Source organism: Amycolatopsis sp. NPDC052450 (assembly GCF_044547565.1).
Taxonomy (GTDB): domain Bacteria; phylum Actinomycetota; class Actinomycetes; order Mycobacteriales; family Pseudonocardiaceae; genus Amycolatopsis.
This window is the reverse complement of sequence record NZ_JBIUAQ010000001.1, coordinates 1-12,468: the sequence shown is the minus strand read 5'-3', so window position 1 is coordinate 12,468 and position 12,468 is coordinate 1. Positions and strand designations below refer to the sequence as shown.

The 12,468-nt window shown below is 67.9% G+C and carries 13 protein-coding genes and 1 pseudogene; 8 read left to right on the top strand and 6 right to left on the bottom strand.

Going from position 1 to position 12,468, the window contains the following annotated elements:
- The first annotated feature begins 53 nt into the window (after positions 1-53).
- Entirely contained in the window at positions 54-752 is a 699-nt protein-coding gene (locus ACIHAO_RS00070; protein ID WP_396554014.1) for an SDR family oxidoreductase, read from the top strand.
- 181 nt (positions 753-933) lie between these two features.
- Positions 934-1,668 (top strand): 23S ribosomal RNA methyltransferase Erm, encoded by a 735-nt coding sequence (gene erm, locus ACIHAO_RS00065; protein WP_396554013.1) that lies wholly within the window; start codon positions 934-936, stop codon positions 1,666-1,668.
- Here erm and ACIHAO_RS00060 read toward each other — a convergent pair.
- On the bottom strand, positions 1,571-2,494 hold the full coding sequence (locus tag ACIHAO_RS00060; protein ID WP_396554012.1) for an EamA family transporter: 924 nt from the start codon (positions 2,492-2,494) through the stop codon (positions 1,571-1,573). The two genes, erm and ACIHAO_RS00060, sit on opposite strands and share 98 nt — an antisense overlap.
- Positions 2,495-2,581: 87 nt before the next feature.
- Here ACIHAO_RS00060 and ACIHAO_RS00055 point away from each other — a divergent pair, with 87 nt between their 5' ends.
- Positions 2,582-3,541, top strand: coding sequence for a LysR family transcriptional regulator (locus ACIHAO_RS00055; protein ID WP_396554011.1), 960 nt, complete (start codon positions 2,582-2,584; stop codon positions 3,539-3,541).
- Here the strand turns inward: ACIHAO_RS00055 and ACIHAO_RS00050 are convergent.
- Complete coding sequence (locus ACIHAO_RS00050; RefSeq protein ID WP_396554010.1) at positions 3,477-4,082, bottom strand: TetR/AcrR family transcriptional regulator; 606 nt, start codon at positions 4,080-4,082, stop codon at positions 3,477-3,479. The two genes, ACIHAO_RS00055 and ACIHAO_RS00050, sit on opposite strands and share 65 nt — an antisense overlap.
- Positions 4,083-4,140: 58 nt before the next feature.
- On the opposite strand from ACIHAO_RS00050, the gene ACIHAO_RS00045 reads away from it, so the two are divergent.
- On the top strand, positions 4,141-4,767 hold the full coding sequence (locus ACIHAO_RS00045; protein ID WP_396554009.1) for a peroxiredoxin-like family protein: 627 nt from the start codon (positions 4,141-4,143) through the stop codon (positions 4,765-4,767).
- A 112-nt stretch (positions 4,768-4,879) separates the two neighbouring features.
- On the opposite strand, the gene leuA is transcribed toward ACIHAO_RS00045, so the two are convergent.
- Positions 4,880-6,637 (bottom strand): 2-isopropylmalate synthase, encoded by a 1,758-nt coding sequence (gene leuA, locus ACIHAO_RS00040; RefSeq protein WP_396554008.1) that lies wholly within the window; start codon positions 6,635-6,637, stop codon positions 4,880-4,882.
- Between the two features lie 244 nt (positions 6,638-6,881).
- On the opposite strand from leuA, the gene ACIHAO_RS00035 reads away from it, so the two are divergent.
- The 3 genes from ACIHAO_RS00035 to ACIHAO_RS00025 are packed head-to-tail and all read left to right on the top strand — an operon-like array spanning position 6,882 to position 9,736.
- Positions 6,882-7,247 (top strand): hypothetical protein, encoded by a 366-nt coding sequence (locus ACIHAO_RS00035; protein WP_396554007.1) that lies wholly within the window; start codon positions 6,882-6,884, stop codon positions 7,245-7,247.
- A 39-nt stretch (positions 7,248-7,286) separates the two neighbouring features.
- The gene (locus ACIHAO_RS00030; RefSeq protein WP_396554006.1) at positions 7,287-7,889 is read left to right on the top strand and encodes a chemotaxis protein CheB; all 603 of its coding nucleotides are present in this window, start codon (positions 7,287-7,289) and stop codon (positions 7,887-7,889) included.
- On the top strand, positions 7,886-9,736 hold the full coding sequence (locus ACIHAO_RS00025; protein ID WP_396554005.1) for a CheR family methyltransferase: 1,851 nt from the start codon (positions 7,886-7,888) through the stop codon (positions 9,734-9,736). Before ACIHAO_RS00030 ends, ACIHAO_RS00025 begins: the two co-directional genes overlap by 4 nt.
- Before the next feature lies 1 nt (position 9,737).
- Here ACIHAO_RS00025 and ACIHAO_RS00020 read toward each other — a convergent pair whose 3' ends face one another.
- Positions 9,738-10,499 carry an ANTAR domain-containing protein gene (locus tag ACIHAO_RS00020; protein ID WP_396554004.1) on the bottom strand — a complete coding sequence of 254 codons (762 nt, stop codon included), beginning with the start codon at positions 10,497-10,499 and terminating at the stop codon, positions 9,738-9,740.
- Positions 10,500-10,639: 140 nt separating this feature from the next.
- Here ACIHAO_RS00020 and ACIHAO_RS00015 point away from each other — a divergent pair, with 140 nt between their 5' ends.
- On the top strand, positions 10,640-11,533 hold the full coding sequence (locus ACIHAO_RS00015; RefSeq protein WP_396554003.1) for an ANTAR domain-containing protein: 894 nt from the start codon (positions 10,640-10,642) through the stop codon (positions 11,531-11,533).
- Here ACIHAO_RS00015 and ACIHAO_RS00010 read toward each other — a convergent pair.
- Together ACIHAO_RS00010 and ACIHAO_RS00005 are read right to left on the bottom strand one after the other, a co-directional pair.
- Positions 11,526-12,119 (bottom strand): hypothetical protein, encoded by a 594-nt coding sequence (locus ACIHAO_RS00010; protein ID WP_396554002.1) that lies wholly within the window; start codon positions 12,117-12,119, stop codon positions 11,526-11,528. The two genes, ACIHAO_RS00015 and ACIHAO_RS00010, sit on opposite strands and share 8 nt — an antisense overlap.
- A gap of 226 nt (positions 12,120-12,345) precedes the next feature.
- Positions 12,346-12,468 (bottom strand): annotated as a pseudogene (locus tag ACIHAO_RS00005) (IS110 family transposase); the annotation flags it as partial.

Sequence of the window (12,468 nt, the reverse complement as noted above, 5' to 3'; positions counted from 1 at the left end):
TCCATCCTGACGACAGAGGCAAAAGCCGAACACTTCTGTCAAGGGAGCAAGTCATGACCTCCATCGAAGGCGCCGTCGTCCTGGTCACCGGCGGACAGCGCGGGCTCGGCAAGGCGTTCGTCGCCGAACTGCTCGACCGCGGCGCCGCCAAGGTCTACGCGACCGCCAGGTCGCCGCGCGAGGAGACCGATCCGCGGATCGTGCCGCTCCCGCTCGACGTCACCGACCCGGAATCCGTCCGCGCGCTGGCCGGGCGGGCGAGTGACGTCACGATCGTCTTCAACAACGCCGGGGTCCTCGGTCTCGGCTCGCTGCTCACCGAAGACGTCGACGCGCACCGCCCGGTCTTCGAGACGAACGTCTTCGGCGCGCTGCGCGTCGCGCAAGCGTTTGCGCCGCAGCTCAAGGACGGCGGAGCGCTGGTCAACGTGCATTCGATCCTGTCGTGGGCGGCGGGCTCGGGTTCCTACGGCGCGTCGAAGGCGGCCTTCTGGTCGCTCACCAACTCGCTCCGGATCGAGTTCGCCGAGCAGGGCACCCACGTCGTCGGCGTCCACCTCGGCTACACCGACACCGACATGACCCAGGGCCTCGACATCCCCAAGAACGACCCGCGTGACGTCGCCCGCCAGGTCGTCGACGGGCTCGAAAAGGGCGAGACCGAAGTGCTCACCGACGAGCTCACGCGCCGGGTCAAGGCCGCGCTGTCCGGACCGGTCGAGCACCTGGGTACGAGCCGGATCGGCGCGTAAAACCGTTCGCGGGAGCACGCCGGCCCGAGGTAGTTTCGCCGCCATGTGTGCTTCCGCGTTCACCAGGACCCGCCGCGCCTAGCGGCGGATCCCCAGCGTCCAGCAAGGAACCGCCGCCCGAGCGAGTCATCGCCGGGCCGGCCTCGTGCTGCCCGGCTCACCTCGAAGCCGCGGAGATCCCTTGCGCACACAACGTCCTGGCCGTCATGAACTCGGCCAGAACTTCCTCATCGACCGGAACACCATCGAAACCGTGGTGCGGCTCGTCGCCGTCACCGACGGGCCGATCATCGAATTCGGCACGGGCGACGGCGCGCTGACCTTGCCGCTGGAAGGGCTCGGCAGGCCGCTGACCGGCGTCGAGCTCGATGCCCGCCGTGCCGCCCGGCTGGCGCGTCGCGTCCGGGCGTCCACGGAGATCGTCACCGCCGATTTCCTGAGGTTTCCCCTGCCGAAGACGCCCTGCGCCCTCGTCGGCAATCTGCCGTTCCACCTCACCACAGCGACGCTGCGCCACGTCCTCGCCGCTCCCGGCTGGACGGACGCCGTCCTGCTCGTGCAGTGGGAGGTGGCGCGCCGCCGGGCCGGGGTCGGTGGCGCGACCATGATGACCGCGCAGTGGTGGCCGTGGTTCGACTTCCGGCTGGCCGGACGGGTACCCGCCACGGCGTTCCGTCCGAAACCCGGTGTCGACGGCGGTCTGCTCACCATGACCCGCCGTGAGCGTCCGCTCGTCGAAGCCGCGGATCGTCAGCGCTACCAGGGCTTCGTACGGCGGGTGTTCACCTTTCCCGGCAGGGGAGTCGTGCCCAAACGCCTCACCGCACGCCAGTGGGCTGAGGCGTTTCGGCTTCAGGGAGGAAGTCCGGCTCGCGCACGCGGCGTTTCGCCGAACCGAACAGGACCCCGCCGATGACCACGGCCGCCGCGACGATCTCCAGCGGCGACGGCCGCTCGTCCAGCACCAGGAACGCCATCGACAGCCCGACCACCGGCACCAGCAGGGAGAACGGGGCGACCACGCCCGCCGGATTGCGGCGCATCAGCGACGTCCAGATCCCGGAGCCGACGATCGTGCCGAACAGCACCACGTAGGCGAGCCCGCCGAGGCCGATCAGGCCGGTCGGGGTGCCCAGCGTGCTCAGCGACTGCCCGATCTCGGCGGGGCCCTCCATGGCCAGTGACAGCGCGAACATCGGCAGCGGCGGCACCACCGACATCCAGAGGACGAAGTTCAGCGGGTTGTCCGGTGCCGCCTGCCGGGTGCTCAGGTTGCCGAACGCCCAGCTCAGCGCGCCGAGCAGGGTCAGGATCACCGGCAGCAGCGCGGCGTTCCCCGCCTGCTGCCAGGCGATCGCCGCCATCCCGGCGACGGCGAGCAGTATCCCGGCGAGCTGCCGCCCGGACACGCGTTCCCGCAGGAAGACGGCACCGAGGAGGACGGTGAACGGGGCCGAGGCCTGCAGCACCAGCGACGCGAGACCGGTCGGCATGCCGGTGTCCATCGCGATGAAGAGGAACACGAACTGCCCGGTGCCGAACCCGAGCCCGTAGCCGAGCAGGTGGCGGATCTTCACCTTCGGCCACGGCACGAACAGGATCGTCGGGATGGCGATGACCGCGAAGCGCAGCCCGCCGGCGAAGACGGGCGGGAACTGGCCGAGAGTGGCGTGGATGGCGAGGAAGTTGCAGCCCCAGAGGACGGCGACGAGCAGGGCGAGCAGACGATCGCGGGCGGGCATGTCTTCACTCTTACGGGTAACGACCATTTAGGACCAGCGAGAATATTTGCAGCGACCGTTCAGTTCGGCTTCACATATGCTGGCGGCATGGACATCGGCCGGTTGCGGACCCTGCGGGAGTTCGCCGACCGCGGCAGCGTGACGGCGGCCGCGAAGGCGTTGCACTGCACCCCGTCCGCGGTTTCCCAGCAGCTGCGCGCCTTGCAGGGTGACGTCGGTCTCGCGCTCACGGAACCCGCCGGGAGGGGGCTGCGGCTGACCGACGCGGGCCGCGCGCTGGTCGCCCGCGTCGACGACGTGCTCGCCGCCCTCGAACGCGCGGAGTCCGAATTGGACACATACCGCAGCGCTCCTCGCGGCCGCGTGCGGATGGCGATCTTCCAGTCGGCCGGGTTGATGCTGCTGCCCGGCCTGCTGCACCGGACGGCGGAGTTCGACGGACTGGACGTCATCGTGCGTGACGTCGACATGACGCCGCCGGAGGTTCCCGGGCTCGTCGCGGATTACGACATCGTGGTGGCGCACCGGGACGAGCACGCGCCGTCACTGGGCTCGGATCGGCTGGAGACGCGGCATCTGCTGCGTGAGCCACTCGACGTCGCGCTCCCGGCTGGGCATCGGCTCGCGAAACGGCGCCGCATCGAGCTCGCCGAACTGGCCGACGAACGCTGGATCAGCGTCAACGCCGGCTTCCCGGTCGACGACATCCTCCAGTCGCTGATCATCCGCACCGGTGTGCGCCCGCAGGTCGTCCAGCGCATCAACGATTTCCGCATCACCGAACGGCTCGTCGCCGCCGGGCACGGGATCGCGCTGCTGCCCCGGTACACAATGGACACTCGTCGCGGCAGCGGTCTCGTCTGCCGTCCGCTCGCCGGGATCAAGGCGGCGCGGCACGTGGAGGCGGTGTACCGGCTCGGTGCGTCTTCGCGGCCCGCGGTGGCGAAGGTGCTCGACGCGCTCGCCGACGAGGTCGCGGCGCTCACGGGCGAGCGTGACTCTTCAGGTGGTCCAGCGCGATCCGGAGCGCGTCGGCGATCGGCGTGATGTCGTGCCGCACGTGGGCCATCAGGAGGCCGCCCTGGACGCAGGCCATCGCGGCCTGCGCGAGCCTGGCCGGGTCGGCGTCGTCGACGAGCTTTCCCTTCGCTTGCAAGGACTTGAGTCCGCGTTCGAGATGTGACTCCCATTCGCGGTAGGCCTTGTCGAGCAGGGGCGCCATCTGGGGGTCGTCGCCGAGTTCGCCGGTGAGGTTGCCGAGCGGGCAGGCGATCGGTCCCCGCGGAGTGGTCTGGACGGCCAGGATCTCCTGGGCCCACTTGTCGAAATCGGCCCAGTCGTGCAGCTCGAAGATGGTCGGCTGGTTGCCGAGGATCTTCTCGAGGAAGCGGGCGATGACCGCTTCGACGAGCTCGTCCTTGTTCTTGAAGTAGTGGTACATCTGCGATTTCCCGGCGCCGCTCGCCGCGAGCACCTTGTCGACGCTCGTCCCGGCCACGCCGTGGACGTACATCAGCTCGGCGGCCGCGTCGACGATCGCGTCCCGAGTCATCCGCCCTCGCGGGGTCTTCGCCGGTTGACCACTCATGTACCGGATAGTACAGTCGGCTTCACTGTACCGATCAGTACAATCAAGGGAGCCGACCATGGGGGATCTGAACACCGACCTCGCCGAGCTGCGGAACTCGGTGGCGAGCCACGTTCCGGCCGAGGTCGCCGAGGTGCTCAAAGCCGACCGTGCGACGTTCGTCGGGGTGGTCGCCGAGGCGGCCGCGAAGCCGGGGACGGCGATGCCGGAGCTCACGCTGCCGGACGCCGGCGGCGCTCAGGTCCGGGTCGCGGACGGGCCGGCGGTCGTCGTTTTCTATCGCGGCGCGTGGTGTCCGTACTGCAACCTGGCCTTGCGCACGTATCAGCGGGAACTGTTGCCGGAGCTGGAAAACCTGGGCGTGAAGCTGGTAGCGGTCAGCCCGCAGCTGCCGGACGACTCGCTGTCCACAAAGGACTTGAAGTTCACTGTTCTGTCCGATGTGGACAACACGCTCGGGCGCGCGCTCGGCATCACGTTCCGGCTGGCGCCGGAGACGAAACCGGCTTTCGACACGCTCATCGGCGACGTCGAGAAGATCAACGGGGCGGCGGAATGGGAACTGCCGTACCCGACCGTCCTGGTCGTGGACGGCGAAGGCGTCATCCGCTACATCGACGTGCACCCGGACTACACCACCCGCACCGACCCGGCCGACATCCTGGCCGCCGTGAAGGCCCTCTAACCGGCGCAAGTAGTCCTCTAGTTGCGGGTTTGTGCGGGCGTCGCACGTGAGATGAAGGGGCCTTTCATAGCAAAATTTGCTATGAAAGGCCCCTTCATCTCAATCGGGAGACCTACCGGTGGGCCCGGTTCACGGCCGACACGACGGCCCGCAGCGAAGCGGTCACGATCGACGGGTCGATCCCGATGCCCCAGTACACCCGGTCGGAGATGGCACACTCGATGTACGACGCGGCGCGCGCGTCGTCGCCCGGCGAGAGCGTGTGCTCGCTGTAGTCCAGCAGCCGCAGGTCGAACCCGACGGTCGACAGCGCGTCGAAGAACGCCGCGATCGGGCCGTTCCCGCGGCCGGTGACCTCGTGTTCGTCGCCTTCGACGCGGACGGTGGCGGTGATGTCGTACTCGCCGTCGCCGTTGTCCCTGACGTGCTGGCGGACCAGCTCCAGCGGCGTCTTCAGCTCCAGGTACTCGGCCGAGAACGCGTTCCACATCGTGGTCGGGTCGACCTCGCCGCCCTCGGTGTCGGTGTGGCGCTGGACTACCTTCGAGAACTCGATCTGCAGGCGCCGCGGCAGGTCGAGCTGGTGCTCGGCCTTCATGATGTAGGCGACGCCGCCCTTGCCGGACTGCGAGTTCACCCGGATGACGGCCTCGTAGTTGCGGCCGATGTCCTTCGGGTCGATCGGCAGGTACGGGACCTCCCACGGGTGCTCGTCGACCGGCGTCCCCGCCTTGTCGGCGGCGGCCTTCATCGCGTCGAGACCCTTGTTGATCGCGTCCTGGTGGCTGCCGGAGAACGCGGTGAACACCAGGTCGCCTGCCCACGGGCTGCGTTCGTGCACCGGCAGCTGGTTGCAGTATTCGACGGTCCGCTTGATCTCGTCCATGTCGGAGAAGTCGATCTGCGGGTCGACGCCCTGGCTGTACAGGTTCATGCCCAGCGCGACCAGGTCGACGTTGCCGGTGCGCTCGCCGTTGCCGAACAGGCAGCCTTCGATCCGGTCCGCGCCCGCCTGGAAGCCCAGTTCGGCGGCGGCGATGCCGGTGCCGCGGTCGTTGTGCGGGTGCAGCGACAGGATCACCGAATCGCGGCGCTCCAGGTTGCGGTGCATCCACTCGATCGAGTCGGCGTAGACGTTCGGCGACGCCATCTCGACGGTGGCGGGCAGGTTCAGGATGGCGGGCTTGGCGCGCGTCGGCTGCCAGATGTCGGTGATCGTGTTGCAGACCTCGAGCGCGTACGACAGCTCGGTGCCCGTGTAGGACTCCGGCGAGTACTGGAACCGGAAGTCGGTGTCCGGCTGCTTCGCCGCGTAGTCGACGACCAGCTCAGCGGCCTGCGAAGCGATCTTCGTGATGCCGATGCGCTCCTCGCGGAACACGACGCGACGCTGCAGGATCGAGGTCGAGTTGTAGATGTGGACGATCGCGCGCGGCGCGCCTTCGAGCGCCTTGAAGGTGCGTTCGATCAGTTCCGGGCGGCACTGGGTCAGCACCTGGATGCTGACGTCGTCCGGGATGGCGCCCTCGTCGATGATCTCGCGGACGAAGTCGAAGTCCGTCTGCGACGCCGCCGGGAAACCGACCTCGATCTCCTTGTAGCCCATGCGGACCAGCAGGTCGAAGAACTTGCGCTTGCGCGCGGGCGACATCGGGTCGATCAGGGCCTGGTTGCCGTCGCGCAGGTCGACCGCGCACCACAGCGGCGCGGTGCCGATGCGCTTGTCCGGCCAGGTGCGGTCGGGCAGCGAGATGTCCTCGACCAGGTCGTACCAGGGGCGATAGCGGTGTACGGGCATCGAAGTGCCGCGTTGGGTGTTCCACGAAGCCTGCTCGGAAGGGGCCGGGCGCGTGGGCTTACGGATGCTCATGAGGGGAGGGTTCTCCTGAAGAATCGGGTGCGACGACCGGCACCACGAAGCCCCGCGACGGGGAGCCGGTCCGATCAGGCCCCGTCGCGGCAGCGAAGCAGGAGAGCTCGAGCCACGACGCCACCTTAACCACGAGATCTCCCGAAAGGAAACCCGGGCCGCGATCGAACCGTGACCACGGCGGCGCCCATTCGGGTTACTCACGGGTAGCAATCGGACCAGGCGGCGTGCCACACTGCCCGGCATGGGCGAGCACGCTGAAGAGAAGGAAACCGCTGATCAGGAGACCAGACGCAAGATCGACTGGCGGGCCGGGGGCGGGCGCGCGGCCGGGATACTGGCGAGCGTGGTCCGCTGGGTGGGCTTGGTCTTCGCGGCCATCCTGGTGCTGCACGTCGTCTTCGTGATCGGCGAGGCGAACCCCGGCAACGGCATCGTGTCGTTCGTCCGCGGCTGGGCCGACGGGCTCCTGCTGGGCTTCAAGGACCTCTTCATGCCCGAAGACGCCAAGCTCCGCGTGCTGATCAACTACGGCATCGCCGCGATCTTCTGGATGGTCGTCACGGGGATCCTCGCGAAGATCATCCGTCGCGTGGGCGGTTCCGCCTAGCGAGGGGCTTTGCGGGGCCGGGAGCACTACGCTCGGAAGATGCCCGGTCCCGGCCGCCACGAGGCGGCTTACGAGATCGTCGCCATCGGCTCTTCGGCGGGTGGGGTGAAGGCACTGATCGCGGTGCTGGGCGCCCTGCCCGCCGGCTTTTCCGTGCCCGTGGTCGTCGTCCAGCATCTCGACCCCCACCACGACACGCTCCTCGCCGACATTCTCGACCGCCGGTCTTCGCTCAGCGTCAAGCTGGCCGAGGCCGGTGACGTCCTGAAGCCCGGGACCGTCTACGTCGCGCCGCCGGACCGCCATCTACTGGTGGAGCCCGGCGACGTGGTCGGCCTGACGGCGACCGAGCAGGTGAAGTTCGTGCGGCCGTCCGCCGATCTGCTCTTCGAGTCCGTCGCCGCCGTGCACGGTCCGGCGGCACTCGCCTGCGTCCTGACCGGGACGGGTTCCGACGGCGCGGCGGGCGCGGCGGCCATCAAGGCCGGTGGCGGTACCGTTGTCTCCCAAGATCCGGAGACCGCCGAATTCAAGGGAATGCCGGACGCGGTGGCGAAGGCCGTGCCGGTCGACCTGGTGCTGCCACTGGACGAAGTCGCCGGTGCGCTCGTCGGCCTGGTCAACGGAACGAGGACGGTATGAACGCGCCGGACGGCGAAATCGAAGACGGCCAGGGACTCGAAACGCTGCTCGCGTTCATCAGGGATTCCCGCGGTTTCGATTTCACCGGTTACAAACGCACTTCGCTGGCCCGCCGGATCCAGAAGCGGATGCAGACGGTGAAGATCGCGGGGTACGGCGAGTACCGCGATTTCCTGGAGACCAACGCCGACGAGTTCCTCGGACTTTTCAACACCATCCTGATCAACGTCACCAGTTTCCTCCGTGACGCCGAAGCCTGGAGCTACCTGCGGAAGACCGTCGTACCCGAACTCGTCGCGAAGGCCGGGGCCGAAGAGGAGATCCGGATCTGGAGCGCCGGCTGTTCGAGCGGGGAAGAGGCGTATTCCCTCGCGATCGTCTTCGCGGAAGAACTCGGTATCGAGGAAAGCACTAGACGGGTCAAGATCTACGGCACCGACGTCGATGAAGAGGCCTTACGCGAGGCGAGGACGGGGCTGTATCCGGCGAAGTCCCTGGAGCACCTTCCCGGTGAGCTGAAGAAGAAGTACTTCGAGCCGACAGGCAACCTGTTCGCCTTCCGGCGAGACCTCCGCCGCCGGGTGATCTTCGGCAGGCACGACATCACGCGCGACGCCCCCATTTCCCGGGTGGACCTGCTCGCCTGCCGCAACACCCTGATGTATTTCAACGTCGAGGCGCAGGCGAAGATCATCGAACGGTTCCATTTCGCGCTCAACGAAGGCGGGCACCTGTTCCTCGGGAAGGCCGAAATGCTGCTTTCCGACGGCGTCCGCTTCGACGTCGCCAATATCCGGAACCGGGTGTTCAAGCTGCGATCGGGCGGTCCGGCGGTGAAGTCCGCGCGGTTCGACGCCCGGGCGGGCGCGGGGACGCGGGACGCCACCCGGCGGCGGCAGGTGTGCGAACTCGCCTTGGCGTCCTCGCCCGATTCCGTGCTGGGGCTCGATCGCGACGGCACGGTCGCCCTGATCAACGGCACGGCGAGGCTCCAGTTCGGGCTTTCCCCACACGACGTTGGCAGGCCCTTCCACGATCTGGAGGTGTCCTACCGGCCGATCGAACTCCGGGCGGTGGTCGACCAGGTCCACAGTGAGCGCCGGAGCGTCCGGCTCGATTCCGTGCGGCGACTGAAAGGCGCGGAAGATTCGCAGTACTTCGACATCATCGTCCGGCCACTGATCACCGTCGACGGCGAGGACATCGGCGCGGCGATCACGTTCGTCGACACCACCGAGGCCACCAGGCTCCAGCATGAGGTGAAACGCGTGCAGGAGGATCTGGCGACCGCCTACGCCGAACTCCAGTCCACCAACGCGGAACTCGAGACGGTCAACGAGGAACTCCAGTCGAGTATCGAGGAACTCGAGACGACGAACGAGGAACTCCAGTCCACGAACGAGGAGTTGGAGACCACCAACGAGGAACTCCAGTCGGGCAACGAGGAACTCGAAACGATGAACGAGGAGATGCGCACCCGGACCGCGGAACTCGACGAGACGCGCATGTTCTTCGAAGGGGTGCTGGCCAGCGTCGACGCGGGCGTGGTCGTACTCGACGGCGAACTCCAGGTGCGCAGCTGGAACCGCGGCGCGGAGGAGCTGTGGGGCCTCCGGACCGGCGAGGTCTACCGGCAGGACTTCTTCGAACTGGACTTCGGCCTGCCCACGACCACGCTCCGCGGTGTCGTCGAGGTCTGCAACGAGACCGGGCACCGGGCGGACCCGGTCGAGATCGACGCGGTGGACAGGAAGGGCAGGTCACTCGTCGCCTCGGTCAGCTGTTCGCCGTTGCGAGGGCCGGGCGGCGGCGTCGTGCTGATGATCGAGAAGCGGCAGCCCAACTGAGTCAGGAGCGGCGGTTCGCTTTCGCTACCCGCTCGTGGAGCGCAACCACCAAGTCGGCCGCGGTCGTGCGGCGGCCGACGAGGCTTTCGGAAAGCTCGCCGATCCGCAGGTTGTGGCTGCGCGCGTAGCGGCGGATCAGGAGGAACGCGTCGTCCGTGCCGATCTCCAGCCGAGCGGAGACGAGTCCCTTGGCCTGCTCGATGATCACCCGGCTGCTGAGCGCCCCTTGCAGTTGTTCCGAGGTCGCGGTCAGCCCGGTGATCGCCCGGTGGTTGAGCATGCCGATCGTCGCGGCGTCGGCGAGCGCGATCGCGATGCGCACGTCGGCTTCCGGCAGCCGGGTGGTCTCCGTGGTCAGGATCGTCACCGCGCCGAGGACCTCCTCGTGGCGGCTGAACGGAAACGCGTGCACGGTGCGGAAACCGAGGGAAAGGGCGGCGGGCGCCAGCCGTTTCCACCGTTCGGCCGCCTCGTCGAGCCGGACGCCGACGACCGGCCCCCGGCTTTCGCAGCAGTCGATCCCCGGGCCCTCTTCGGCGAGGAATTCGCCGATCGACGGTTCGCCGAGCCGCTCGTCCGTGTTCACCACGACGGGCAGAGCGTCGTGGACGCCGAAGGCGACCAGCCGGATCGACGACGAGGGAATCAATTGGGCGTACCGATCCGCCACACAGAGCCAATAATTCACCGGGTCGAGGGTGGGAGCCAGCGTGTCGGCCAGCTCCAGCAAGGTATCGGCGACCCATCTTTCTCGGTTTCGCATCAGAAGCGGCCTTCCTGCGGATTGCAGTTCTCAGAGGCGCTGGGCAGTAAACGTTAGTCCTCCGAGGGAAGACCGAAAACCCCTGGGGCTCAGCCATTCGGGTCACCTCGGCGGGCCTGGTGCGGGCGTACGCTCAGCCCATGTGGGACGGCACTGGTGGCCGGTACGACCCGTCGGCGATGCGCGGACTGATCGAAACCGAGCGCGGGCGCGCGGATCGCGCGGCCGCCGTCGCCCGGCGGCACGAAGGCCTGCTGGGCACGGCCATCGAGGCCATGCGGCCGTTCCACCGCCGGATGGCGGAACTCCACCGCGCGACCGAGTGCAAACACCTTGCCGCGGCGGCGCTGCACGCCGGCTACCTCGACGCCGTCGGACGCTGGGCCGACCGGCCGGGGGAACCGGCCGTCGTCCCCCCGGCGTTCATGACGGCGGTGGCCGACGTGTCCGGCGTCGAGAGCCTGGTGGTGACCCTGTTCGGTCTCGCCGGGCGGGATTCGGCGGTCGTGGTGTCCGATCCCGTCGCCGCCCGCGTGCACGACCTCGAAGAAGTCTTCGGCGAAGGGCCGTCATGGGACAGGCCGCTGAGGCCTGGTGTCTGGAGCGAACCGGAACTCTCCGGGCGGTGGCCCCGGTTCGGCCCCGCCGCGCGGGAATTCGGGATCCACGCGGTCGTTTCGGCGCCGCTGGGCCCGCCGGAGGCCTTGATGGGGACCCTCACCGCGTATCGGTCCGAGGCCGAACCGGACGTCGCGGTGGCCCGGTCCGTGGGAGTGTTCGCCGAAGCGCTGACCGAAACCGCGTTGAACCCGGCCGTGCGGCTCGACGGTGCCGACGGTCTTCCCGTGCACCCGTTGTTCGGGGACCTGGACCGCCGGGTCGTGGTGCATCAGGCCACGGGGATGGTGATGGCCGCCCACGACTGTTCGGTCTCGGACGCGCAGGCGATGCTCCGGGCGCACGCCTTCGCCCGGAACGGCAGCGTCACCGAACTCGCTCAGGCCATCGTGGCCGGGACTTATCGCCTCACCTGATCGCGAGACGTTCGTAAGCCTCGATGGCGGCTTCCGGGTCGTCCGCCTGGAACTTCACGACGCGGACGGTCTCGGTCTCGCCGAGCGGGCGGGTCACGGTGATCGGCTCGCGCAGTTCGGCGATCAGGTTCGTCTCGTGGAAATTGTCGTGCCTGAGCCAGGTTTCGTCGCGGAACGCCTTCGCCCTGGCCGGGTCGTGGCTCTCCTTCACATACCGCAGGCTCACGACGTTCTCCCTCGGGATCCGCACGTCGTAAAACGAGCTGTAGCGCACCCGGACCTCGCGCGACGAGATCACATGCGGCCGGACGACGGTGCCGGCGTAGACCCCGAACACCAGCAGCGCCGAGTACACGCCCAGGACGAGCAGCAGCAGGTCGACGAACAGGCCGAAGTCGATCAGCCAGAACAGCCCGGCTTCGACGGCGCTCACCACGGCCAAGACGATGAAGATCGGCTTGCCCTCTCCGCCGTACGGCACCGCGACGGCGTCCCCGTCGAGGCCGTCCTTGCGGCCTCTCAGATACAGCCAGAGACCCGCCATCGTGCGCGATTCGTTGCGGACGAGACTGTGTAAAGCCCCCATGACTCCAGGTTACCGGGCAAGGTCAGAACCCAATGCCGCGTAGCCCAAGATGATCTTGGACGGGGTTTTGATCGCAAGTGGCGACGGTTGCCGCAGGTCAAGCGCCCGGTTGCCCTGCCCGACGAAAGCCGGCACGCCCCTAGCGTCCCGCAGACACATTTCGATGACTGAATATCCGATTGATGATGAAATGGGCGATTCAGTCAAGGGGATGCTCCTATAGATGTCAAGTGGTGGTTAGGGCTTGGTAGATTTCGCGGGCGACGTAGCGTTTGAGGCAGCGGATGATGTCTTTTTTCGAGAGTCCTTCTGTGGTGCGGCGGGTGACGTAGGCGCGGGTGCGTTGGTC